This is a genomic window from Methanocalculus natronophilus, assembly GCF_038751955.1.
GTDB lineage: Archaea > Halobacteriota > Methanomicrobia > Methanomicrobiales > Methanocorpusculaceae > Methanocalculus > Methanocalculus natronophilus.
In genome coordinates, this window is sequence record NZ_JBCEXH010000011.1 from 17,231 (window position 1) to 43,279 (window position 26,049).

Here is a 26,049-nt window from a genome sequence, read left to right on the forward strand (position 1 = left end):
GACTGCCTGAACAAACGGTAATCTCTGTTGCCGTGGTTATTCTGATTATCATCGTCCTGCTCGTCATCTGGGCGCTCCGTTTTCCGGAGGATGACTGATTATGGCTGACATGCTCACTGTCGGGATAATTACGCTCTACTTTCTCCTGCTGATCGGAATTGGTGCCTGGGCATCAAAGAAGATCATGAATACAGAAGATTATATTATCGCAGGGCGATCCCTTGGCTTCTGGGTTTTTACCATCCTGATGGTTGCGTCCATCTGCAGTGGCATGACGCTTCTTGGTGTTTCAGGCCTTGGTTTTGCAGCCGGATGGCCGACAATCTGGGAACAGATCTTTGTTCCGGCTGCAGCGGCGTTCTGCATCACGGTCTTTGGCATGAAACTCCATACTGTCGGCCGTGAAAATGGGTATATGACGCTCCAGGATTATTTTGCCCACAGGTTTGAGAGTACAACACACCTTCGAGGGCTGTCTGCACTTGCAGGTATTGTTGTCTCTATCATCTACCTGGTCGGCCAGTATACTGCTATCAGTATCGTCCTTGTCTGGCTCTTTGGCATCCCTCACTGGCAGGCATTAATCATTTCCGGGGTTATCATCACCGCATATACCGTCGTCGGCGGACTCTATGCAGTCTCGTGGACGACACTTATCCAGGGGGTGATATTAATCGCAGGTGTAGTACTTATTGCACCATTCTTAATAGCAAAGGCCGGAGGATTAACCCATATAAACACCGTCCTTGCCGGAATCGACCCAAACTTCGTCGAGCCGTATTTCCCCTCTCCTGTCTATGCAGGCTATGCTTTTGCAACGCCGGAGTTCCTCTTCTCGTTTGGTATTCTCCTGATGGTTGGACTTGCCTGCGCCCCGCATGTCATCAATAATGTCCTTGCCGCACGGGAGACCCGGTACTTCAAATGGGCTCCCCTTGTTGCATTTCTCATCTATCTCGTGGTGATGCTCCTTGTCAAGTTTGTCGGATTTGCTGTCCGCGTCCTTGTCGAGGAGGGGCATGTTGTCCTGCCCGATGTTGTCAACAGGGGTGATTTTGCCTTTATCGTCGGTGTTGAGTATGTGGCACCCAATGTCTTAATCTGGGCGTTCTTTGCTGTCATTGTGCTTGCTGCAGTGATGTCAACCACTGACAGGCTAATGCTCACAATCGGAACGATGTTCTCCTGGGATATCTTCAAAAATATAATTAAACGGGATGCGCCTGACAAAACCGTGCTCAGGGTTTCACGGATCTCTGTCTTCCTTGCAGCGGCCATCTCACTTATCCTTGCGATCAATCCGCCGGAGATGCTTGCCTGGCTGATCTGGATGGGTATCGGGGTGATGCTCTCAACATTTGCCGTCCCGATCCTTGCTGGCCTTTACTGGAGGGGAGCAACAACAAAAGGTGCCCTTGCAGCGATGGGTACAGGGCTTATCGGATCCGGGATATTTGGGTACTATCACCAGTTTGTCAGCACACTGCCGGTACATTTCAGCCTCTACTCGGTAACGCTTGCATTGATTGCGATGATTGCTGTGAGTCTCGTAACAACCAAAAACAGCCCACAGGTACTTGATGAAACAAATTCCGGGTGGTATATCTTCAGGAAAAAGTAAATCCGGGATCACCCTCAAGTGGAGGGGAATCGGAATACTTATTTTTCATCACACCATTCACACAACCATAACGTGAGCCGGGTGTTGTTATAAAGGACGATCGACTATCTCCCTCCATCTCTTTCCGATGGCTGCTCTTTGGACTGATATTGCTCATCATCCTTGCCATGACAGGGATGGTTCTCCATTTTAACTACTATCAGACCAAAACTCATCTGGAAGCCGACGTGCAAAAATTCCAGGAGAACACCGAATTCAGTCTTCTCCAGTCGATGAGTCTCGTGGATCACGGGCTCCTGCTCTTTGATCAGTCCCTTGATCATAAGCTCAGGGAGCCGATGGATCTCTTCCTCCTTGCATATGAAGAGAGTGGGGGAGATCCCGGCAGAATCGATCTTGAAGCCCTGAAAACCTCCTTTGGCGAGGGGTATGAACTCTACATCATCAATTCTGAAGGCGTTATCGAATATACCACCTATCCTCCGGATCTCCTCCTAGACTTCTCAGAAGTCCCGTGGTTCTTCGATCACTTAACAGATATCAGGGAAGGTGGCGTCTATGTCTCTGATCGGCTGACCTTTGATCTCGCAACCGGCATTGACAGAAAATTTGTCTATCATCCAACAGAGGATGAACGGTATGTCCTTGAGATCAGCTATAGGGATGACACAATCGATGAGATCCGCGCCAGTCTCCGGTATACGGATCTGGCAGCAGAGATTGTGGAGATGAATCCGTACCTGACAGGCGTTCGGATATTTGACATATTTGGAGACGAGGTGGGGAACTCTTCCTATGTACCTCTCGACTGGAGAAATGAGATTCTGGACGAGGTCCGGAGCGATGGAGAACCAATCCAGCTATCTTCTCCCGAGGGGAACATGTATTCACGCTACATCTATCCGGACTTTACCCCGCATGGCAGTCCGGCAATGATGAACCTGGTTGCAGAACTGACCTATACGACTGAACCAATAGAGCAGAAGCTCAATTACCTGTTCCGGACTCACCTCTTCTTTGGGGGGATTTTGGTGCTCATCTTTGGCCTCCTGGCATTTGTTGCGACCTCCAGGTTAACCCGCCCTATTGATCGCCTGATCAATGATACAGACAGAATCGCAGGTGGCGATCTCAATCACCAGATCGCTCCTTCACGCCTTCCGGAACTCAGGTCGCTCTCCCTCTCTCTCCAGCAGATGATCGACCGGTTGAAGGGCATGATGGAACAGCTTCAGGCATCAGAAGAGGAGCTGAAGGTGCAGAATGAAGAGCTTGAGCAGAGGGTCGAAGATCGGACGAGAGAACTGAGCGTGGCACTTGCGGAGCAGAAAAGGAACTCAGGAGCACTCCATATGGCCAACACGAAGCTCCATCTCCTGACGAGTGTCACCCGCCATGATATCCAGAACAAGCTCCTGGCGCTCCGCGGCTATATTGATATCGCCCTTGAATCAAATCCGGATCCCACAACGTCAACAATCCTGAAGGAAGCGGGTGAAACAGCCGCCGCTATTGGGGATCATATCGCCTTTACCGCTCTGTATGAAAAAATCGGTCTTGATGAGCCACAGTGGATTCCTCTGCAGGGGCTCCTGAAAGGGCTTGTAAAAGGGCCGGTTACACTGGTAAACGAATGTGCTGACTTCTCCATCTATGCTGACCCGATGGTGGAACTGGTCTTCTCAAACCTGATGGACAACACGCTCCGACATGCACACGAGGCAACCCGGGTTACTCTCAGCTGTAAGGAGACCGAATCCGGCCTTACCATTATCTGGGAGGATGACGGCCCGGGTGTCCGGGATGACTTGAAAGAGAAGATATTCGAGCGTGGCGTTGGTAACAATACCGGCTTTGGCCTGTTTTTAGCACGGGAGATCCTTGGGATCACCAACATCCCGATTCGGGAAACCGGCGTCGAGGGTGAGGGCGCACGGTTTGAGATACTGGTTCCAAACGACTCGTTCAGAATGAATGATAAGTGACGGCTGATCAGAAAAAGGCCGTCTCTCTCTCTCTCTCTCTCTCTCTCTCTCTCTTTTTCCTTACTATATAGATCAGAAAAGGAATACTTATGCTTCCCCGGAGCATGCTATCATATGAATTGAGTATGGTGGGTAAACGATGAAGATAGATACGCCATCCCCTTCACTTTCATTCCGATGGCTGCTCTTTGTTGTAATTCTTGTTCTCATCCTTGTTACCACCGGGGCAGTGCTGGCTGCCAATTACCAGTCATCAACAGCCACGCTTGAGGACAACCGCCAGACACTCCAGGAGAACACCGAATATACCCTTATCCAGTCAATGGAGCTTGTGGATCGCGGACTTCACCTCTTTGATCACTCCCTTGATTATAAGCTGAAAGAGCCGATGGACCGGTTTCTCATGGCATACGAGGAGAGCGGGGGCGATCCCGGAAAAATCGATCTCAAAGGGCTAAAAGCTGATCTGGGCGAAGAATATGAACTCTATATTATCAATGACGCAGGTGTTGTTGAGTACACGACATACCCTCCCGATCACCTCATGGATTTTTCCATATACCCGCAGTTTTTCAGCCGCCTGACATCTATCCGGGAAGGCAACATCTATGTCACCGACAGGATCACAACAGAGATACAGACCGGAGAACTCCGGAAATTTGTCTATCACCCGACACCAGATAATCGCTATATCCTTGAGATTGGTTATATGAGCGATGAGGTGAGAGATCTGCGCCTGGGTCTCCGGTATACGGAAATCAAACAGCCAGTCCTTGAGATGAACCCGTATCTCACCTCGATCCGTATCTATAATTTTCTTGGAGAGGAAGTTGGAAACTCGTCCTATGCCCCTCTGGACGCTCGCACCCGGATCATCACCAGTGTGCTTGAGACCGGGGAGACTGTTGTACATGAGGACCCAACAACCGGCTCATATACCCGTTTCATCTTTGTTGATCTCTCGGGCATCGGCAACCCCCCTGAGATGAACCTGGTTGCAGAACTTGCGTATACGAGAGAGCCGATCCAGAAGGAACTTGCTCATCTCCTTGCAACCCACCTTGGAATTGCAATAGTGGCGGTTCTTTTTGGCGGCATCCTGGCATACGGTGTTACAAACCGCCTGGCACGCCCGATACATCGCCTGGTTGATGATACAGACAGAATCGCAGGCGGTGACCTCGACCACCCGATCACCCCATCGCGCCTGCCGGAACTCAGGTCACTCTCCTTCTCTCTCCAGTCTATGGTTACGCATCTGAAGGAGATGATGCAGCGGCTTTCTGCATCTGAAGAGGCACTGAAAGCAAAGAACGAGGAGCTGGAGGATACCGTACTGGAGCGGACGAGTGAACTGAGCGACGCCCACGCACAGGCCAACTTCTACCTTGATATCATCACGCACGATATCCAGAACACAAACCATACCGCCCAGCTCGCTCTTGCTCTCCTTGAGGAAGAGGTTCGTGGGTCAACTGATGTTTATATTCCCCAGATCCGGGCGTCTCTTCAGAAGAGTGATGCGATCATCAGCCGTGTATCAACCCTGAGAGAGATCCAGGAGAGAGATGAAGCTCTTCAGCCGATCCATATTGCCCCTCTGCTCAGGAGCGAGGCAGATACCCACCCGGAGATTTCACTCTCGATGGATGACGAGGATCCCGTTGTGCTGGCTGATCCACTCATCTCACAGGCTTTTGCCAATCTCATCGACAATAGCCTCAAGTTCGGTGGCGATGGAGTTGCCATTTGGATCTCGGTTACCGGAAGAGACGACTGGGTCATGATCCAAATCGATGATACCGGCCCCGGGATCCCGGATAGTCATAAAAACGAGATCTTTGGCCGATATACGCGGGGCAGTTCATGGATCCGGGGGAAAGGGCTTGGCCTCTTTATTGTGAAGACCCTGATCGTGGACCGGTATGGGGGCTCCATCCGGGTGGAGGATCGCGTGCCCGGAGACTATACACAGGGGCTCTCGTTTATCATCACCCTGAAGAAGGGTTAGCGGGAGATGAGAATCGTCTTCTCCTCTGTGTAGGCATCGACAAACGAGCGGCCATTCTCCCTCCCGATCCCGCTCTCTTTCACCCCGCCAAACGGTACTTCCGGCGGGAGCTTCATATGCTGGTTGATCCAGACTATTCCCGCTTCAAGCTCATCTGCAGCAACCCGGGCTGATCTCATATCACGTGTCCAGATAGAGGCGCCGAGGCCATAACTGGTGTTATTGGCGATCTGCAACGCATCGTCGAGATCCGCTGCCCGGATCACCGGGATGACAGGCCCAAAGATCTCCTCACGAAGCACTTTTTCGTCTCCTCCACACCCAGTTGCAAGGACTGGCGGGTGGAAGAATCCTGCATCATGCAGCCCGTCAGGCAGTTTCCCCCAGGTTATCTGTGCCCCTTCGTCAGCCAGGAGGCTGACAGCATCCTCTACCCCTGCCAGTCCCTCTGCATTATTGAGTGGCCCTATCATCGATTGGGAACTGGTTGGATCTCCGGCAGCAACCCCCTGCACCCTCTCCTCAAGCCGGGCACAGAAGGCATCATAGACCTCGGGGAGGACGATCATGCGTTTTGGAGAGGTGCAGATCTGGCCGCAGTTGTACATGCGGAGCGCAAGTGCCGCATCTGCAACAGCAGCCGGTTCCACATCAGAACAGACGATCATCGGATCATTTCCGCCGAGTTCAAGGGTGAGCCGCTTCATCGATTCCGATGCGGCACGAGCCACCTGGTGGCCGGTTTCGATACCCCCGGTAAACGAGATCTTCGCAATGCCCCGGTGCCGTGCGAGGGGATCGCCGACTGCCTCCCCGCCACCGGTAATGATATTGAGCACCCCCGGTGGAAGACCCGATCGCTGCATCATCTCACCCAGTGCAAGGACAGCCATTGGTGCCTGGATGGACGGCTTCAGAACCAGCGTGTTCCCTGTCACGAGGGCGGCACCGATCTTCCATGAGGCGATTAAAATCGGCATATTCCATGGTATAATGGCGCCGCATACCCCAAGCGGCTTTCTCTGCACAATTCCGTCGCCATATCGCGGCATCTGATCTATATATCCGGCATTGACAAGTGATGCAGATCCCGCATAGTACTCAAACACCGCCGCAGCACCGAGAACCTCATCTTTTGCCTCGCGGAGTGGTTTTCCCTGTTCTGTTGTCAGGATCAGGGCGAGGCGGTCAGCCTCCCGCCTGATCTGCCCGGCTGAGCGGAAGAGGACAATACCCCTGTGGGTGGGGAGCAGGTCTGCCCATCCCCGGAATGCCTCCTCAGCTGCAGACACTGCCCTCTCCAGGTCCTCTTTCTTTCCGGCAGGCACTTCGCCGCATTCCGTCCCGTTTGCGGGATTATTGATCCGGATGCGCTCTTCTGAGACAGATTCGACATATGAATCGCCAATCATCATCTGCATATCGCACTCACAACTCCTCTCAGGTATATCTCTTGTACCAGACTACTATCAATTATATCCATCATCCATATGGTTGCTTCCAGTACAGATTGCAATTTTGACTGGAAGATGGCTTCCGTGTATCTCCCTGTTCACACCTGTGACATCTGCAGCAGAAACTCCCGGGAGATTAATTCCATCTCTCTTATCATGCCGGATGAGGTGGGTGATAAGAGAAATATTTATCTCTTTATGTGATGTATATATAACTTAGAGTTATGTAAAAGTAACTTTATGAGAGGTATTGATAGTATGAATCAGACCACGTTGAAAAAGAACCCTATACGACTGCTGGGTCTTCTTGGATTCCTGGGTCTACTGGGCCTGGTAACGGGAAATGCTGGATTTTATGGATATTTTGGCTTTTTCGCCTTCTTTGCAGCCATTGGTAAATCCGATGAACTGCTCCATATGAATCTTGCGCGGGCGGGATACAACGCCTTCATCGTCTCCATACTGGGAGTTTCAGCTGCAATGGCTATCCTTGCAATGACCCGGTCCCTGGAAATAGCGGCACTCTTCTTTGCCGGTATCTTCATCGCACAGATACTGACGTTTCTCTTCTCGTTTTATCTCTATGAATGGAAGGGAGATCCGGCGTGACCATGAAGATAAAAACACGGATGAAGGAGCTTCGTGCACGCCACAACCTGACCCAGGAGCAGCTCGCAGAGATGGTGGATGTCCGGAGGGAGACGATAGGCCATATCGAGAATGGAAAGTACAACCTCTCCCTTCTTCTTGCCTACCGGATCTCACGTGCACTGCAGAGTACAATCGAAGAGGTCTTTCTCTTCGATGAGGATGACTAGAGAACGAAACCTTCCAGGAATATTCCGCCGCCAGGCTCCGGGGCGTGCTCCTGGAGCGAAGGTTAAGGGATGATGACGCCCCAGATTACCTGGAGCATGGAGAGAAAGCATTCCTTCATTGCCAGGATGCCTGATGAGCCCGGTTCTCTGTTGAAAGCAGCTGGTATCATCAGGCAGCAGAATGGCAATATAAACCGCATACAGTTTGACCGGAGGATCGACAAGAATACGGTCTTCTTCGAGATGACGGCAACTGAAGGCCAGTATGAGCAGATCAGGCAGGAGCTTCTGGATATCGGCTATCTTCAATCCACAATCCCCCCGATCAACATCCTGCTCCTGCACATCTACCTCCCGATACCCCACCAGCCCGGTGCGCTCTATGATGTACTGACCACCATCGGGCAGGCAGGTGCCGATGTTGCGGAAATCGACTTTGACGACACCGGCAAAAACCCGGATCGCCTGACGCTCAGGCTCAATGTTGTTGACTCCCCGCGTGTCGGGGAGGTGATTGATGCCATCAAGAGCAGGTACCGGCTGGAGATCCTTGCGTACGATCAACTCGGAGAAGCCCTGGACGAGACCATATTCTACATCTGCTTTGCCCAGAAGATACGTCCCTTCATTGGTGAGGCAAATGATGAATTCCTCCTCTCGCTCCTTGGGGATCTCAATCATGTCGTTCAGGAGCTGACAAACAGGGGAGAGAACCCACGGGACGTCTTTGACAGCATCTACCGTATCGGGACATTCCTCTCCCGGACGACAGGTGATGGCTTCTATGCCGATTACCAGGAGCTGTCACTGCCAGGTGATGCCCACCTCGTCTGCATCCAGCCCCCGGGTGGTGGAAACGTCTTTCTCTTCTCTGCTGGTGCCAGGCGGATGATGGTAGATACCGGCTATGGGATCTATCATGAGGATCTCGATCATATGCTCCATCATATCGGGTTGCACGGCTTTGGAGACCTTTTTCGGATCGTCTGCACACACGCAGATGCTGATCACTGTGGGGGTGCAGGATTCTTCAGCATGGGAACTCATCTTCACGAGGGAACAGCGGCAATCATCGACTGTAATAACCGGGGATATGGATCCCAAAGCGAACACCTGATCCTCGAATCGGTGTATACAGAGATGATCAACCTCTTCTCGAACTGCACGCCTCCAAAAAACCGTCTTCTCTTCCCTTCAGAAATCCTCGGTTACCGCCGTATCTTCCCGATCATCGATACATTCCAAATCGGAGATCACCACGTTGAGGTGCTCGAAAGCCTCGGCGGCCATATCCATGGCCAGGTATTTCTGCTTGTACCCGATCTGGGTCTCCTCTTCACTGCTGACGCCCTGATGAATTTCAGGAGCCTGACTCCGGATCGTCAGGAATATAACTCTCTTGCGGATTTCCTTGTCACTTCAGTCAATGTCGACTCGGATCTTGCCCGGACTGAACGCCATGAACTGATGGCGCTTGCAGGGGAGATCGATAGTGCCATGATGGAGAAGGGAGGCAGGTGCCTCGTCTGCGGGGGCCATGGTGCAGTCTCGGTCATTCTGAATGGAAGCCTTGTCCCAGTCGGCTCAGTCATGCAGTACCGCCATCCTGGATAAGGCTTTTTTATTCTGGATGTGATGGTTATACCATGGCATCCCCTATTCTGGCAGTCATACTGTCATTTTTCATACCGGGGCTTGGACAATTCTATACGGGACAATTTCTCAAAGCAATTGCCCTCTTTATCCTGGCAGTGATCTTTGCACTTCTTTCGTCTGTGATCATCGGTATCCCCCTCTACATCATCGTCTGGGTCTACAGCATGTATGATGCATACGTGGTTGCTAAGGAGCATTGAGATGAACGGCGCACCTATCCTCATTCTGCTCATCACCGAGTTTATTGCGGTGGTCTTCATTGCTCTTGGCTACTTTATCAAGATCCGGAAGATGACAAACCTGATTGCGGGATTTGATCCCAAAAAATGCCGTGATCCCGATGGACTTATAGCCTGGGTTGGCAACAGTCTCCTTGCGCTTGGGATAGGAGCAGGACTGTTATTTGTGATAATGTGGCTCTTTCCACTCTATTCGGTGCTTCTTTTCCTTGTCTATATGGCAGGCGTCATCCCGGTTGCAGCCATTATCGTTGCAGTGGGTGCAAGAAAGTTTGATGCTGAGTAAAATCAGGTGGAGCTGAATTTCTCAAGCTCCATCTCCCGCAGTTCCTTTCTTTTAATCTTTCCTGATATCGTCTTTGGGAGATCGGGGACAAACTCAACTACCCGTGGATATTTGTATGGGGCTGTCACATGCTTCACATAGGTCTGAATTTCACGGACAAGCTTGTCTGAAGGCTCATACCCATCATTTAGAATCACAAATGCCTTGACAATAGTCCCCCGGATACGGTCAGGCACACCAATAACCGCAGACTCCTTGACACCCGGATGCTCAAGGAGTGCCGACTCCACCTCAAAAGGCCCAATCCGGTACCCTGAGCTCTTGATCACATCGTCATCACGGCCAACAAACCAGAAGTACCCGTCCTCATCCATCATTGCCTTGTCTCCGGTATAGTAAAATCCGTTGACAAAGACCTCGTCTGTTGCCTCCTGGTTCTCAAGGTATCCGCGGAAGAGTCCGATGGGGCGGGGTTCTGTTTTAATTGCTATTGTTCCGATCTCACCTGGTAAAACAGGCTTATAGTTCTCGTCATGGAGCTCGATATCCCATCCGGGTGCAGGCCTGCCAATTGACCCTGGTTTTGGCTCCATGCAGGGGAATGTGCCGATACAGAGGACCGTCTCGGTCTGGCCGTACCCCTCATAGATCGTCACGCCGGTTGCCTCTTTCCAGACCTTGATCACTTCCGGATTCAGGGCTTCACCTGCACTGACGCAATGGCGGAGTTCAGAGAGATCAAATGCATCAAGATCAGCCAGGATGAGCATCCTGAAGATCGTTGGTGGAGCACAGAAGGTGGTGATCTCGTACTTCTCGAGCAGGGGGATGATCTCGGTGGGGTTGAATTTTGTCCTGATATCGTAAACAAAATTACAGGCTCCGCAGATCCACGGGCCAAAGAACTTCCCCCAGGCAGACTTTGCCCAGCCGGTATCAGCAAGCGTGAAATGCAGATCATTCTCTCTCAGATCATACCAGTATTCTCCGGTGATACGGTGTCCAAGAGGATAGCTGTGGTCCTGAACCACCATCTTCGGCTCTCCCGTTGTTCCGGATGTGAAAAAGATCACCATCGGATCTGTTGCCTTTGTCTTCTTTGTCTGAGAGAACGGGGCAAGACGATGGGACGCGGGAGCAGGATAATTCAGTTCCACCGGGTAGCTGATCCAGTCTGGCAGCTCACCGTCAACAACAAACCGGAGATCAAGTGAGGGGCAGTCCTCGCATATCTCGTCCACCTTCCAGGCATTCTCCATGTCAGTAATGACCATCCTGAACTTTCCGAGATTGACCCTGTATTTGAGATCTTGTGGGGTCAGCATCGTCGGGCACGGGCAGAAGACGACACCAAGCTTGATTGCGGCAAGCGCAAATGTCCACCATTCCGGTACTCTCGGGAGCATTAAAAGGACCCTGTCCCCTTTGCCGACATCCCGCTTGATGAGCATATTGGCAATCTGGTTGGAGAGGTTCATCAGTTGGCGGAATGTGTAGAACAACTCATCTCCATTCTGGTTCACCCAGATCATCGCCAGTTTGTTCCTGTCTCTCTCCGCCATCGCATCGATTGCGTCAAAACCGAAGTTATAATACTCCGGAATATCGATGGAATAGCCTGCATAGCCCTTTTCATAATCGGGCAGGTTTGGTTCCTGCTGCAACATGAACCTGACTATTGGTTATGACTCCTCTTGAACCAGATGGTTTTGTATCACCGCCTGTCAACAACCCGTTTTGGCCGCCCCTGAACCTTATAGAGTTCAAGTTCACCAGGTCCTGTGAAGTGGAAGAGTATTTCAAGGGTGCCATTTATATAGAGCTCCCTGAGATCGGGCTTGAAGCGGAAGAATGCCTTCCTGAAGGTCTCCTGGATCAGCTCTGCATCAAGGTGTGCGGGATCCCTGCATTCGAGGCTTACCCGCAGGATCGTTGAATCTGTCTCGCGCCCTCCATAGAGGAACGCCTCGTATTCGCCAGTGAGGTACTCCATATTCTCCTCCTGGAAGACCCCGCGTTCGATATCCACCCGGTTAAATGAGTATTCTTCGATCCAGAAACGCTCTCCCTCCCGCTCAGGTGTCTTGATCCGAACCGATGTCCGTCCGCAGGCACACCGCTCACGCGAAACGACTGCGGTTGCATCCTCAGTATCGTAATTGATGAGGAGTGTTCCACACCGCTCCCCGACAGGCAGGAGTTTCGTCAGGATGATCCTGCCGTATTCACCATCCGGAACAAAGGAATCCATCCGGGGGTTGTAGAGATCCATGTGGATTAAGTCTTCGGGGACATGAAGGCCGGCTTTTGCAACACATTCCCCGCACACCGTCCCCTCAGTACTTCCGTAGGTATTGTACACCTCACAGTCCCAGAGGGTACCGAGATATCTCCTTGATGCCTCGGCAAAACTCTCCCCGCCGACAACAAGACGCTCTATACCGGACTCTTTTGGATCAATCCCCTCGTTCTGGAGTCTTCTCGCCAGCCTGATCAGCTTGAAGACAGATCCGATCACGACAGTCGGTTTATAATTTTTGATAACCCTGATAGGAAAGGTACATTTCCCTTCAGGAATAATCGTGCTTCCTGTCCGCCGGGCGGCAAGCGTCATCATCGTCGCACCGACATTCATCCCGTAACTGGCACAGACGACAATCCGGTCACCTTTTGATATCCCATAGGATCGGAATATCCGCGCGTACTTCTCCGAATACCTGAGCCAGTCCTGCCAGGTGAGAAAGAACGACTTTGGCACGCCTGAGGTCCCGCTCGTCTCATGAATAGTATATACCTCGTCCATTCTCGAGGAGAGGAACCGAAACCCGTCTGTTATCGGTGGCTGGTTATTCCGAATCGTGCTCCCTGAAATGATTGGGAGCGTGAGGAGGTCCTCATGCTCCCTGATATCAGCGACATTGATGCCATGATCCTTAAACCAGTTCCGATAGAATGGCGAATGATCGTGTGCGTACCTGATTGTATACCTGACACGCTCATCAATGATCCCATCGAGATCTCCGCGTGGCATCGTCTCGATCGTCTCCCTGAAGTACCCAACCTGGCCCATAGAGAAAAGCATGGCAGCAGATGCAATAACCTTTCCCATTCTGACCATGCTGTCTGCACCTCGCAGATGATATCCTCTGAGCGGAGATTTTGCCCATACCCGGATCGTTAACCTTTTTCATCACACAGATGCGATCTCTACACACGAATGGCAACGCGGAAACGGATTACTCCTGCAATGCAACAGGTGGAGGATCTGAAGAGCCAGTACCCGGGATGCATCCTCTTTGTCAGAATGGGTGATTTCTACGAGACTTTTTATGAGGATGCCGAGATCTGTGCACGTGAGCTTGATATTATACTGACATCCCGATCATCAGATTCATCCGGAAAACCCATTCCACTCGCCGGTGTGCCATACCACGCTGCCGAGAACTATATCTCCCGCCTTGTCAGGCGTGGCCACCGCGTTGCCATCTGCGAACAGATTGAGGATCCGAAGAAGGCAAAAGGAGTGGTGAAACGGGATGTTGTCCGGGTTGTCACACCCGGATGTGCAATCGATCCCTCCATGATCGATGCACCAGATTCCAGGTACCTGATGGCTCTGCTCCCGGATCGGAAAGGAGAGGTCTTTGGTGTGGCAATGCTTGAGATTACCACCGGAGAATTCTCGGTAAAAACCATCCCAAAACCCGATGGACTCGCGGAGATTACATCTCTTGTTGCATCCCTGCGTCCTGCGGAGTGCCTGGTTCCTGAACGAACCGACCCCGGAATCAAAAGCCTCCTTGAAAACTACCGGGTTCTTGTTACCGAGCGGCATCCCGGTGATTTTGACCCTGATGAAGCAAACACCAGGCTCTGCCGCCATTTTGGTGTGGCAACCCTTGAGGGGTTTGGTATCAGCACCATGCCGCTTGCAGTTGGTGCTGCAGGTTCTGCCTTCTCATATGCTGTTGAAACCCAGAAGAATGCGCTTCCCCACCTGAATGGGATTGTTGTCCTGCAGGAATCTGGTGGAATGGTGCTTGATGCTGCAACCCAGCGCAACCTTGAGATTATCCGCTCGCTCCGCGGCGACAGGTCAGGCACGCTCCTTGCTGTCCTTGACCGGACGAAGACACCGATGGGAAAGCGGCAGCTGGCTGCTGAACTTGTCCAGCCAAAGACAACCATCAGGGATATCAATGATCGGCTTGACCTGGTGGAATGGTTCCTGAACAACCCACTGGAGAGAGCAGCAATTCTCGAGCTTCTCTCAGCATGTGGAGATATAGAACGGATATCGGGCCGGATAGCCTATGGCAATGCCTCTCCCCGTGACCTGGTTGAGCTTGCTGCCTCCCTCTCTTCCCTCCAGGGAATTGCGCAAGTCCAAAAAAGTGATTCTCCTCCCCTGTTTCGGCATCTTGCATCTGATATTGCTAATTTTGCGGAACTGATTGAACTCATCGACACCGCAATTGCCGATGATCCGCCACTTGTAATCAAAAACGGCGGGGTCATAGCTGATGGCTATGACGAAGAACTCGACTTGCTCAGGAAAACAGCAGGATCCGGGAGAGACTGGATTCTCTCTCTCCAGGAATCCGAACGTGAAAGGACCGGGATAAAATCCTTAAAGATCGCTTACAACCAGGTCTTTGGCTATTATATCGAGGTGACAAAAGCCAATCTCGGCCGTGTCCCTCCCGACTATGAGAGAAAGCAGACGACTGCATCAGGAGAGCGGTTCACGCTTCCGATCCTCCGTGAATATGAAACCGGGATAGCCACTGCAGATGAAAAAGCGCTTGCACGCGAGGCCGGACTCTTTCTGGAGATCATCAATACAATCCGGCCGGCTGTCCCAACACTTCAGACGGGGGCGAGGGCAGCAGGCACAATCGATCTCATCCTCTCCTTTGCAGGTGCAGCTGATCGGGGTGGCTATACCCGCCCCTCTCTCAATGAGGGATCAGACATTACCATCAGGGGCGGCCGCCACCCGGTTGTGGAAGAGACCGTACCTGAGGGGTATGTGCCAAATGATACGGATCTCTCCTGTTCAGGGGATCAGATTCTCATCCTCACAGGCGCAAATATGGCTGGAAAATCGACCTATATGCGATCTGTTGCCCTCATCTGTATCATGGCACAGGTGGGATCGTTTGTCCCGGCAGATGCTGCAGAGATTGGCATTCTGGATCGGATCTTCACCAGAGTCGGCGCATCTGATGACCTTGCAGGAGGCCAGAGCACTTTCATGGTTGAAATGGTGGAGCTGGCACATATTCTCCGTCATGCAACCGACCAGAGCCTGGTCATCCTCGATGAGATCGGGAGGGGTACCAGCACGGTGGATGGCTATAGTATCGCACGGGCAGTTGTTGAGTTTCTCCACGGGAAGCGATCACGCGGCCCAAGAACCCTCTTTGCGACCCACTTCCACCGGCTTGTCGAGATAGAATCCGATCTGAAACGTGTCAGGAATTACCACTTTGCGGTCCGCGAGACTGAATCAGAGATTACATTTCTGAGGAAACTCATTCCCGGCGCAACAGACCGTAGCTATGGAATTCATGTCGCACGTCTTGCCGGCGTGCCTGAGAAGGTACTTGCAAGGGCAAAGACCATACTCCATGACACACTCCATGAGGAGGAACGAAGAGAATCAGTTGGGCCAAGGCGCCCCCGGTATACCCAGCTCCTCATCTCGGATATCGGGGAATCCAATGGAGCAGAAAACCCGCTCATTGATGAATTACGAGCCCTTGATATCGATTCGATGAGCCCGATTGAAGCACTGAATGCCCTCTCGGATCTCAAAAAAAGAGCAGGTGAACAGCCACGTGACTGAATCCATAATCCATCTCCTTGATGAAGAGACTGTCTCCCATATTGCCGCGGGTGAAGTGGTTGAGCGGCCTGCATCTGTTGTCAAAGAGCTTGTCGAGAATGCAATAGATGCAGGCGCACTCAGAATACGCATTGCAGTCAAAAGTGACGGCTCCGCAGTCCGGCAGATCACTGTCACCGATGACGGCTGCGGCATGTCACCGGAAGACGCGACAACAGCCTTTCGCCAGCATGCCACAAGCAAGATCCGGCAGGCAGACGATCTCTTTGCGATTACCACACTTGGGTTTCGGGGCGAAGCGCTTGCAAGCATTGCCGCAGTATCTGAGATCACCCTCACGACACGCCGGGCAGATGATATTGCCGGTACACGGGTTACACTCTCAGGCGGCATGATTACGGGCTCATCTGAATCTGGTGCACCGCCAGGGACAACTATTGAGATACAAAGCCTCTTCTTTAACACGCCTGCGCGCAGGAAGTTCCTCCGCACCGTCTCAACAGAACTTGCCCATATCTTCGATCATGTGGAACGGATAGCACTCGCACATCCGGGGATCGCATTCCACCTCCTTCACCAGGATAAGGAGAAGTTCCACACATCAGGCCGTGGTGATATACTGGAGACGATCCAGGATCTCTTTGGTGCAGAGCGTGCTCGAAACCTGATCAGTCTTGATCCGATTCAGGGACATATCCCGGTATCCGGGTATGTCGCCTATCCTCTTCCTGGTCAGAGAAGCAGGCGATCCCTGTATATTTCCGTCAATGGACGCCAGATAGTCTCACAGCCTCTTATCCGTGCAATCAGGGAAGGGTTTGGGGTTTCCCTCCAGAAAGGCGAATACCCGTTTGCTGTACTTGACGTGAGAATCGATTCCAATGAACTAGATGTGAATGTCCATCCAACCAAGCGGGAGGTACGGTTCTCATCTGAGCGTCAGGTTACAGATTCTGTCAGGGAAACGGTAAAACGGGCGATTCTCCAGACAGATGGACTATTTCCGGCTGCACCCGCACAGGGGAAATCCAGTGCATCCTCAGTATCAGGCAGACAGACCGAGACAGAATACCCGGTTTCACGGGTATCTGAAGGTGCGGCAATCTACGGCAGAACAGATCGGCAGCTGAGACAGACCGGGATCACCAGCATCCCTGCATCAAGTCCATCTTCTGAAGGTGATCCGTCTCTCCCCACAATCCTCGGGCAGCTCTATGGGACCTATATCCTGGCAGAGAGCGATACCGGGGATCTCCTGATCATCGATCAGCATGCTGCACATGAGAAGATCGTCTATGAGGCATTGCAGAAGAAAAAGGAGGGCCTGATCGAGTCACAGCAGCTTCTCATCCCGGTTACCGTCCGGCTCTCGAGACGAGACGGGGCAATCATCCATGATGCCGCCCGGGATCTTGGTCTTGCCGGGTTTGCCATAGAAGACTTCGGAGGAGATACCTGGGCAATACGGGCAGTTCCTGCAGGATGGAAGAACCTGGACGATCCCGATGAGATCCGTTCGCTTCTGCAGGAGATAATCGATGGTATCCAGGGACCGGCAACAGACCGGCAATCCCGTATCTGTACAACAATTGCATGCAGAACTGCCATAAAAGGAAACACGCTCCTCTCCCGGGAACAGATGGAGCGCCTGGTTGGGCAGCTCTACAGTCTTCCTCCGCCCTACACCTGTCCCCATGGGAGGCCGGCAATCATCAGGTATTCCAAAATTGATCTGGAACACCTCTTCCGGAGGAGATGATCTGGCACGCAAGACAGATCGATTATAATGATCTGTAGCCAAATGCTATACTGTGAGATGGGCTGTACTCGGTGCTGGCCTGACTGGCGCAACACTTGGCCGGCTTCTGCATGAAGCAGGGGAAGAGGTGGTCATCCTTGAAAAGGAACGTACAATCGGGGGTCTCTGCCGCTCGCATACAGAGAACGGGTTTACGTTTGATTGTGGCGGATCCCACATCATCTTTTCCAGGGACGCTGAAGTTCTCTCGTTTATGAACAACCTGCTTGGTGAGAACCTCGGGTTTCGGAACCGCAACACGAAAATTTTCTATAAAGGACTCTATATTAATTATCCATTTGAAAACGGGCTCTCTGCCCTCCCAAAAGACGATCTCTTCTTCTGTATCAATGAATTTATAAAGACCATTATAGCGGCTGAGAAAGGGGAGATCCCGGCTCCTGAGAACTTCAGGGACTGGATCCTCGGGACATTCGGCCGCGGTATTGCCGAATGCTACCTGATTCCATATAATGAGAAGATCTGGAACTATCCGACTGAAGAGATGTCGGCTCACTGGATGGAAGGGAGGGTGCCCCGTCCACCGGTTGAAGATGTCATCAAATCCGCAATCGGGATAGAGACCGAAGGGTATACCCACCAGTCAGTCTTCAGCTATCCTGCCATAGGCGGGATCGAGGCGCTGGTCTCTGCGATTGCGGATCCGTTACATGATCAGATAGTTCATGGTGCGGAGGTCAGCTCTCTTACCTATGAAAATGGCACCTGGATCATCGGGACTGCAGATGGAAGCTACACCGCCGATCAGGTCATCTCAACGATCCCGCTCCAGGCGCTCATTGCGAGCCTGCCGGGTGTCCCCTCCGACGTTTGGAATGCTGTTGACAGGCTGCAGTACAACTCACTGATCAGTGTCGGCATCGGTTTTCCAGGACCTGCCCCGCCACTCTCCTGGGTCTATATCCCGGATAAGGAGACCGGCACGTTTAACCGGATCTCGTTCCCCTCAAACTACAGTGATCATGTTGCACCAGAGGGCCACGCCTCAGTGCTTGCAGAGATTACGTATAATGAGGGTGATCCCATCTCCCTTCTCTCTGATGAGGAGATCCTAAACGAAACGGTTGCAAGCCTCAGGAAGATGGGTGTCATACCTCTGGATCAGCCGGTAACTCATACAACTGTTTTTCGAACAGAATATGCCTACGTGGTCTATGATCGTGCGTACCTGGAAAATATCCACATAGTACGGTCATACCTGGAGGGTCTTGGCATCCATCTCGTTGGCCGGTTCTCCCAGTTTGAGTACCTGAATATGGATGGCTGTATCAGGAGTGTCTTCTCATTTATGGAGCAACTTCGATGAAAGCAGACATTTTTGTCGAGGATATCTTCTTTTTTAAATATATCGGATGTTCGACGCTTGCAAGGACGCTTTACCGGCAGATCCAGAACCGCGATCACCTTGATGTCTCCTGGAATTCGTATAATGCTGACTTTGATGTTGTGCACTACCATAGCTTTGGCCCAATGGCACTGACACACAGATCCTACAGCAAGGGAGTCAAGATTCTGACAGCTCATTCAACACCACGTCTCAATGATGGCAACGTCGCCTTCTCAAACATCATCAATAACCAGTATCCAAAGATCTATGGGAAATTTGATCATATCATTGCAATCACTCCCCCAAGCCAGCGGGAGATCCAGGCGATGCTCCCGGATATGGAGACGACCCTTATTCCAAACGGGGTGAACAGGGATAAATTCAGGCCTGATGAGGAGAAACGCAGGCGTTTCAGGGAGTGTATCGGGGTGCCTGACGATGCGACGGTTGTCCTGACGGTTGCCCAGGAAACCCCGAGAAAAGGGATTTATGATTTTCTTCACCTGGCGCAGCATATGCCCGATGTTACGTTTGTATGGGTAGGCGGCTATCCCTACAGCGTCCTCTCCAAAGATTATGCACGAATAGAATACCAGAAGCGGAATCTGGGTAAAAACTGTATATTCACTGGTTTTGTCCCGGATATCACCGAGGCGTATGCGGGGGCGGATATCTTCTTTATGCCTTCATATGCCGAGATTATGCCGATGGTGCTCCTTGAGGCGCTCTCGTGCGGTGTTCCGGTTGTGGCACGTGATATCCCGGAGTTCCGGGAGGTCTTTGGTCCCGCATCACTTCTCTTCAGGGATATTCATGAAGCAGAATCCCTTCTGCGTGATGAGACGGCGCTTCAGCAGAAGAAAAAACTATCACGTTCCTTCACTGAACCTTTTGATATCGGTAGAATCGCTGATGAACATATACGGACATACAGGCGGCTTGCGGAGGAAGCATGATCTCGATAATCATTCCCACGTATAATGAAGAATCAAATATCGAACAGTGCCTGCAGAGCCTCTCAAACCAGTCACTCCCCCGGTCATCATACGAGATCATCGTCGTCGATGGCAACTCACATGACCGGACACGGGAGATTGCAGAAGCATATGCCGATCTCGTCTTCATCCAGACCTCGAAGAAAGTCGGTGGTGCACGAAACGACGGTGCAGAGCTATCAAAGGGGGATATCATCGCAACCACCGATGCAGACTGCATCATCCCTCACAACTGGCTTGCAAGGATAGAGGCAGGGTTCATCGATCCTAGGGTTGTCCAGCTCTATGGGCTGGTTGAGCCGATAGAGCCCGGGATACAGCATAAGATATCGCTTGGCCTTGCCAATACCTTCTCACGGCTTGGCTACTACTCAGGCACGCTCTACTATACCCTCGGCTGCAACACCGCATTCCGGCGGGAGGCGTTCTTTGAGGCAGGACAGTACCGTACAATCGATGCAGGGGACGACCTTGAGATCGCACGCCGGATGCGGCAGATCGGCTGCGTGAAGCTGGATAAAAACCTCAGGGTGCAGTTCTCGATGCGACGATACGTGCAGTTCGGCACCCTGAAGTCGCTCTATGAATGGGTGTATATCACCGCAAAAGGCGGGGATGATGAGACGTACCAGTACTCGAAGCGGGAGTATAAGTGAGGGAGGGGAGCCGCACCTGCACCCTCCCCCCGATCACCAGATACGCCCCTGCCCGCCTCATCACAACCCCAGCGTTTCTGAGCATCGTTTCTGTCACTGGCTCCCCGGCATCCCTCATGCTGATGACCCGCTCAGCTGCCTTCGGGCCGATCCCCGGCACCCTGATCAGCTCCTCCCGTGTGGCGGAGGATGGGTCGATCCGGATTGATCCGGCAGCGTTGATCTTTGGGTCTCCTGGCAGGAGATCTCCGTCCTCATTGAGACAGAGAGCAGTCTCATCCGGGGAGTAACCATAGTCCCGGATCAGCGCATCGGCTGCATACAGTCCTTTCAATCGTGCGGGATCAGCTGGTGCAGCACCGGCAAGCGGGGTATCGGGAAGGGGCGTAAACCCCGAATAGTAGATACCTGCAGGAGCAAATCTCCCATACTCCCGGTGCATGAAGGAGAGGATCTCGCTATCCGTCTCCTCCGCCGCCCCGACCACAATCTGGGTGGTGTGGCGGCCCGGGGCGGCTTCAGCCACCCAGGCATGCCGGCGCAGAAGGTCGGATTCAAAATTTTTCACACTCGCGATCAGAGAGAGCCGCTCCTGACTGACCGCCTCGAGATTGATGCTGATTCTGTCAGCAAGCCGTGCCGCCTCATTGATATCTGTCCTGAGAGCGCCCGGCACCACTTTGAGGTGCAGGTACCCGGCAAACCCTCCACGCCTCAGGAGTGTGGCGCACGCAAGCAGGTCATCCATGCTCTCCCCGCAGTCACGGGGGATGCCGGTTGAGAGGAAGAGCCCCTTCACCCGTTTTGTCTCATAGAGGCAGCAGATGAGGCTTGCAAGCTCATGCGGGCTAAACGATTCTGCCTTCTCCCTTTGGCAGATCCCGCAGTATGCACAGTCGAAACTGCATCTGCCATGCAGCAGCATCTTCAGGTACCCGCCTCTCACCATGGCAGCTTCATTCGCAGCGTCTGTTGCTGCCAGATCAAAACAGGATCGTGAGAGTGCCTGAAGCTTCCGGAGCTTTTCAGACATGGTACTATGGCATATACATTGCCAGATTATGAATCCCGGAGGCCGGAGGGTGAAAGTAAAGCAGTCGTCTGTTCCCAGAACAGATCAGAAAAGATATCATAGAGCATCCTGAACCGTTAAGAGATTAGTATCATGCCAACGATGAAGATTCGCGGGGGTGACCTTGACCTTGTCGAATACGAGTTCACGGCCTTCACGCCCGGGGAAGAGATCAGGACATGCGGGTTTGAAGGAACAGTTGCTGCCTCCCCACAGGATGGGACATTTACTGCTGTTGCCCCTGCAAGAATCCACCTGACCGTTTTTGATATGAACAGGTTTGCACCAGGCCATCCCGGTGGGGGGGGTCTTGGCTTTGCCCTCAGGCTCTACTGCCAGGCAGAGGTCTGCTGTGTGCCGGAACAAATTACTGTCAATCATCCGCGTGAGGCAATTATCCGCCATTTCCTGACAGCCTTCTCAAAAGCAGTCGGGTATACCGGAGGCTTCTCTGTTGTCGCAACCGATCACGGCAAGGAGCATGTGGGCCTTGGCTCAACGAGTACGCTGCTGACAGCTGTCGGCCATGCTGCCAATGCCGCCCTCGGAACTCCCCTGTCACCGGACCAGATCAGGATGCTCATTGGGAACAACTATGTCGAGGAGACCGACAGCGGCGATGTCGTCTTTGGATTTGAGACCGGGGTCGGGCCAGCCGTCTCGACTTATGGCGGCCTTGCTATCATGGGGGATTGCCTCACCCTTGTCTATCGCCATCCATTTGCAGCAGGCAGGCAGGTATACATCGTCATCCCGCCATCCGGGGTGTCGAGTGCGGGCGAACACGAGTTCTCTCTTCTCATGACCCGTGCAAGAACCCTTGACTACCGGGATCGCGAGCTGAAGGCATACATGATGCTGATGGATCTGATTCCGGCGGTTGAGCGGGGTGATCTCAGAACCATCGGCGATATCATGTGGGAGATCGAGTTCCGTGGATCCAAACGTGCAGAGGTTGAACACCACAGCTTCGCCCTCTACGAGTACATGAGCCGTCTCCGCGAAGCAGGGCTTGAGTTTGTGGCAATGAGCTCAGTTGGTCCTGCAATTGCGATCATCACCGACAGGACAGAACAGGAGATGCAGGAGCTGGTGAAGCCCCTCGGACTTGAAATTGCGGTAGCAACTGAGATTGACAACGAAGGTGTCCGGGTGATCCCCCCGGCGTGAGGTATGATGGAGGACAATTATTCGGATCTTGGCAATATGTTGACAATCTTCCCACTAACGACGTATGGCAGCACGCTTGCTTTGTATTTAAAGAAATGAAAGTCCTGGTTCTGGATGATTGTATCTTGCGGGATTGAAGAAGGGCTGTTGGGGGAGCCACAAGAGTCTATAATCCCCTGATAAGCTGTCCAAACTGCGGCAGGAAGTCCTTTTTTCGTGACATGACGCCTTCAAGACGAAGAGGTTGCTCCAGGTAGCCCAGACGCTGGAGTGTATGCTCGTCACCTGCAGCAAAGAGATCTGATCCATTCTCAAAGACACTTGTGATCAGCACCACAAAGATATCAACCTCCATCAGTTCCCTGAGGTTCTCGATCGTGGATCGGATCTCCTTGTCATGCTGTTTTGCAAACTCCGCTGATGGTGCCATCACCTGTGAGATTGCCACCTCCCGTGAGTAGAGGCTATAGCGCTTCAGATCCTTCTTTACCAGGTCCTCAATCGAGAAGCTTGCAAGCTCCATGCCTTCCCTGAAGAGAGAGATGGCAAAATCCACAGGATCAATCCCGGTCCTCTCTGCAAGCCATGCAGCCATCTCTTCATCCTTTTTTGTGGTTGTTGACATCTTCAGGCCAAGGGTGTCTGAGAGGATGCCTGCGAGGAGGATTCCGCCGATGGAATCAGGAAGATCCCGCCCGCTCTCCTGGTAGATAGAGGCGATGATCGTTGAGGTGGAGCCGACAGGCTCCATGACGAACCGAATCGGCTTTAATGTCGTCATCGCACCGAGCCGGTGGTGGTCGATGATCTCAAGTATCTCGGCATTCTCAATTCCATCGACTGCCTGGCTGTACTCATTGTGATCGACAAGGATGACAGATTTCTGAATATCATAGACGAATGTGTTCCTTGAGATCATGCCGAGGAGTCTGCCATCCTCATCAACAATACATGCCGTCCGGTACCTGGAGTTTGTCACGAGCTGCTTGACATAATCCAGACCATCGTCCTGGTGGATGATCGGAACATCGGTTGCCATCACTTCGCTTGCGGGAAGCGAGAGGTTGATCATCTTGGCAACACCGAATGCATCGAGTTTTGTTGAGAAGATGGAGACACCCTGGTCCTTTGCAGCAGTGATCACCCGTTCCCCGGCGGGAGCATTATCGGCGATTATTAAAAGCGCAATGCCAGCCTGGATGAGGGCAAGCTGTGAAGGCTCATTATCTCCGACGATGGCAATATCATCCTTTGTCAGGCGGGAGAGGGTAACATGCAGCGCATCAATTGAGATATAGACGTTTCCTTCGAGGAGATCGTGGTTCTGTACAATCACTTCTGCCTCGAGGATACGTGCCAGTGTTCCGATCTCGATTGGGAGAACAGAAAGGGGTTCAATGCGGGTACGGCGGACATAAGCCCGTGCCAGTCCGTGTTCTGAGACGAGACCGACAAATAATCCTTCATGATCTGTTATCGGTATATTTCTGACATCCTGTTCCTCCATCATATCGACAACATCGATCGTCGGGAGATCCATGGTTGCACTGTGAGTGTAGGTGAATGGAATATCGGCAACTGTCGGCTCCACTGATTCGATAAGAACCGGGGTTTCGACTCCGAAGTGTGAGAGGACAAATGCTGTCTCTGCACCGATCTCACCACAGCGTGCAGGTACATACCTGCCAAAATCCTGCTGGTTCAGGTATGCGGCATATCCAATGGCGCTGCATATACTGTCAGTATCCGGGTTTTTATGCCCTATCACATAGATGCTGTTTGTCATTGTCTCCCTTTCCTTTCTGCCCAAAACCACTTGACCTGGTTTTTATATAAGAAATCTGTAGATCTTTTCTCATTGACGGTGATATGTCTTGCCCTGATGGCAGATACGGAATCAGAGAGGAACCTTTAAATTCATATCTCCTGATAATCTGTCGTGTGATTGGATGATGGGCAACACCGCTGATTCGGCTCAGGCAACAAATAATAATTCATGTGCTGTTTTTCAGAATCAGTTTGCAGAGATACAGGACGCAATTGAATCATATCGCAGAGATAAGAGGGAAAATGTTGCCATCATCGGTCTTCCATATTCGGGAAAATCCACATTGATTTCGGCGATCCATGAAGCATATGCCAGCGACATCTTTCTTGTGGAATACGGATCACAGATAACCAGTAAACGCGGTCTCCTGGATTACCAGTCATCAAAGCCGATCTTTGTAATGGATGGCTGCCAGTACCTCTTCTCCCGGCAAATCGGAGGTTTTTCAGTTCTGGATGACTTCCTCGAAGAGGTTGTGACGTCCAACTCCCTCTTCATCACAACATGGAATCTCTATGCCTGGAACTATCTGCGGAGGGTACGGGAGGTTGAGCGGATCTTTCCGCGGATCATCACCATCCCTCCTCTCTCGGACACAGAGATGCGCGAGTGCATCCTGAAAGAATACACTGATGCCGAGCTTCAGTTTATCGGGGGTGTTGACATCGAACTCCCCTCATTTCTTGGGATCGAACGGCGCGAAGTCAGCCTGCCCCTCAAAAAAGAACCGGTTAGAGTGCCATTTCCCAGATTCAGTTTTGATACCCTGGTACTTCGAAAACGCAAAGCCGAAGAGACACTCTCTGATGAGGAACTGGTATTTCGGAAAATCACGCGGATGGCTGAAGGAAATCCGGGGATTGGAAAGGCTATCTGGAAGAAGAGCTTTGAGTATCCGACTGTGAACCTGAAGGATTATCAGCCTGTCAGGATCGTTGATCCTCTGGTGAGGAAGGATGCCTTTATCCTCGGAGTGATAGCCATGACTGGCTCCACCTCAAGGGAATATCTTGAGGAAGTGGCGGCTTCTGAGTATGATATCAACCCGACACTCTATCGTCTCCTCTCGCGTGGCATCATCATGGAACAGAACGGTGGCTACCAGATCTGCCCGGAGGCGGTTCTCGGGGTGCATGATCTCCTCAGAAAACTCAGGATCGTCTGGGAGTGAGCAGTATGATTGATCTTACCGTATCTGAGATTTATACCCTGAACTCCCGGAAAACGTAGTCACATGATTTCAAGTGCTTCAATAATGAGC

Annotated in this window: 20 protein-coding genes; 15 read left to right on the plus strand and 5 right to left on the minus strand. The window is 52.1% G+C overall.

The window, feature by feature from the left end:
* Positions 1-100: 100 nt before the first annotated feature.
* The 3 genes from ABCO64_RS09645 (at position 101) to ABCO64_RS09655 (ending at position 5,617) form a co-directional block, all read left to right on the plus strand.
* Complete coding sequence (locus tag ABCO64_RS09645; protein WP_253457302.1) at positions 101-1,621, plus strand: sodium:solute symporter family protein; 1,521 nt, start codon at positions 101-103, stop codon at positions 1,619-1,621.
* 167 nt (positions 1,622-1,788) lie between these two features.
* Positions 1,789-3,606 carry a HAMP domain-containing sensor histidine kinase gene (locus ABCO64_RS09650; RefSeq protein WP_343089333.1) on the plus strand — a complete coding sequence of 606 codons (1,818 nt, stop codon included), beginning with the start codon at positions 1,789-1,791 and terminating at the stop codon, positions 3,604-3,606.
* A 139-nt stretch (positions 3,607-3,745) separates the two neighbouring features.
* On the plus strand, positions 3,746-5,617 hold the full coding sequence (locus tag ABCO64_RS09655; protein WP_343089334.1) for a sensor histidine kinase: 1,872 nt from the start codon (positions 3,746-3,748) through the stop codon (positions 5,615-5,617).
* Here ABCO64_RS09655 and ABCO64_RS09660 read toward each other — a convergent pair.
* Entirely contained in the window at positions 5,614-7,038 is a 1,425-nt protein-coding gene (locus tag ABCO64_RS09660; RefSeq protein WP_253457293.1) for an aldehyde dehydrogenase family protein, read from the minus strand. The two genes, ABCO64_RS09655 and ABCO64_RS09660, sit on opposite strands and share 4 nt — an antisense overlap.
* A gap of 291 nt (positions 7,039-7,329) precedes the next feature.
* Between ABCO64_RS09660 and ABCO64_RS09665 the strand changes: the two genes are divergently transcribed.
* From ABCO64_RS09665 to ABCO64_RS09685, 5 genes are all read left to right on the plus strand, one after another.
* Positions 7,330-7,680 (plus strand): DUF3796 domain-containing protein, encoded by a 351-nt coding sequence (locus ABCO64_RS09665; protein WP_253457290.1) that lies wholly within the window; start codon positions 7,330-7,332, stop codon positions 7,678-7,680.
* Positions 7,681-7,682: 2 nt separating this feature from the next.
* Complete coding sequence (locus ABCO64_RS09670; protein ID WP_256472469.1) at positions 7,683-7,889, plus strand: helix-turn-helix transcriptional regulator; 207 nt, start codon at positions 7,683-7,685, stop codon at positions 7,887-7,889.
* A 69-nt stretch (positions 7,890-7,958) separates the two neighbouring features.
* A complete protein-coding gene (locus ABCO64_RS09675; RefSeq protein ID WP_253457287.1) occupies positions 7,959-9,503 on the plus strand; it encodes an MBL fold metallo-hydrolase in 1,545 nt (514 codons plus the stop codon).
* A gap of 32 nt (positions 9,504-9,535) precedes the next feature.
* Complete coding sequence (locus ABCO64_RS09680) at positions 9,536-9,745, plus strand: DUF5683 domain-containing protein (protein WP_253457284.1); 210 nt, start codon at positions 9,536-9,538, stop codon at positions 9,743-9,745.
* A gap of 1 nt (position 9,746) precedes the next feature.
* Positions 9,747-10,070, plus strand: a complete 324-nt coding sequence (locus ABCO64_RS09685; protein WP_253457282.1) for a DUF3784 domain-containing protein — start codon at positions 9,747-9,749, stop codon at positions 10,068-10,070.
* Positions 10,071-10,072: 2 nt separating this feature from the next.
* Here the strand turns inward: ABCO64_RS09685 and ABCO64_RS09690 are convergent, their stop codons facing one another.
* Entirely contained in the window at positions 10,073-11,737 is a 1,665-nt protein-coding gene (locus ABCO64_RS09690; protein WP_253457279.1) for an AMP-binding protein, read from the minus strand.
* Positions 11,738-11,784: 47 nt separating this feature from the next.
* Positions 11,785-13,179, minus strand: a complete 1,395-nt coding sequence (gene ftsA / locus ABCO64_RS09695) for a coenzyme F390 synthetase (protein WP_425463701.1) — start codon at positions 13,177-13,179, stop codon at positions 11,785-11,787.
* Positions 13,180-13,287: 108 nt separating this feature from the next.
* On the opposite strand from ftsA, the gene mutS reads away from it, so the two are divergent.
* Genes mutS through ABCO64_RS09720 form a run of 5 tightly spaced genes read left to right on the plus strand, consistent with a single transcriptional unit; the run spans position 13,288 to position 20,718 of the window.
* On the plus strand, positions 13,288-15,921 hold the full coding sequence (gene mutS / locus ABCO64_RS09700) for a DNA mismatch repair protein MutS (protein WP_253457276.1): 2,634 nt from the start codon (positions 13,288-13,290) through the stop codon (positions 15,919-15,921).
* On the plus strand, positions 15,914-17,680 hold the full coding sequence (mutL, locus tag ABCO64_RS09705) for a DNA mismatch repair endonuclease MutL (protein ID WP_253457273.1): 1,767 nt from the start codon (positions 15,914-15,916) through the stop codon (positions 17,678-17,680). The genes mutS and mutL overlap by 8 nt, the downstream gene beginning before the upstream one ends.
* A 52-nt stretch (positions 17,681-17,732) precedes the next feature.
* Positions 17,733-19,046 carry a protoporphyrinogen/coproporphyrinogen oxidase gene (locus ABCO64_RS09710; RefSeq protein ID WP_253457270.1) on the plus strand — a complete coding sequence of 438 codons (1,314 nt, stop codon included), beginning with the start codon at positions 17,733-17,735 and terminating at the stop codon, positions 19,044-19,046.
* Positions 19,043-20,023: a glycosyltransferase family 4 protein gene (locus tag ABCO64_RS09715; RefSeq protein ID WP_253457267.1), complete on the plus strand. Its 981-nt coding sequence runs from the start codon at positions 19,043-19,045 to the stop codon at positions 20,021-20,023. The genes ABCO64_RS09710 and ABCO64_RS09715 overlap by 4 nt, the downstream gene beginning before the upstream one ends.
* Positions 20,020-20,718 (plus strand): glycosyltransferase family 2 protein, encoded by a 699-nt coding sequence (locus ABCO64_RS09720; protein WP_253457264.1) that lies wholly within the window; start codon positions 20,020-20,022, stop codon positions 20,716-20,718. The genes ABCO64_RS09715 and ABCO64_RS09720 overlap by 4 nt, the downstream gene beginning before the upstream one ends.
* On the opposite strand, the gene ABCO64_RS09725 is transcribed toward ABCO64_RS09720, so the two are convergent.
* Positions 20,660-21,751: a radical SAM protein gene (locus tag ABCO64_RS09725; RefSeq protein WP_253457262.1), complete on the minus strand. Its 1,092-nt coding sequence runs from the start codon at positions 21,749-21,751 to the stop codon at positions 20,660-20,662. The two genes, ABCO64_RS09720 and ABCO64_RS09725, sit on opposite strands and share 59 nt — an antisense overlap.
* 132 nt (positions 21,752-21,883) lie before the next feature.
* Here ABCO64_RS09725 and ABCO64_RS09730 point away from each other — a divergent pair, with 132 nt between their 5' ends.
* Positions 21,884-22,960 carry a GHMP family kinase ATP-binding protein gene (locus tag ABCO64_RS09730; protein WP_253457260.1) on the plus strand — a complete coding sequence of 359 codons (1,077 nt, stop codon included), beginning with the start codon at positions 21,884-21,886 and terminating at the stop codon, positions 22,958-22,960.
* Positions 22,961-23,126: 166 nt separating this feature from the next.
* On the opposite strand, the gene ABCO64_RS09735 is transcribed toward ABCO64_RS09730, so the two are convergent.
* A complete protein-coding gene (locus ABCO64_RS09735; protein ID WP_253457258.1) occupies positions 23,127-24,746 on the minus strand; it encodes a putative manganese-dependent inorganic diphosphatase in 1,620 nt (539 codons plus the stop codon).
* A 163-nt stretch (positions 24,747-24,909) separates the two neighbouring features.
* On the opposite strand from ABCO64_RS09735, the gene ABCO64_RS09740 reads away from it, so the two are divergent.
* Complete coding sequence (locus tag ABCO64_RS09740; protein ID WP_253457256.1) at positions 24,910-25,959, plus strand: P-loop NTPase family protein; 1,050 nt, start codon at positions 24,910-24,912, stop codon at positions 25,957-25,959.
* Positions 25,960-26,049: the final 90 nt, after the last annotated feature.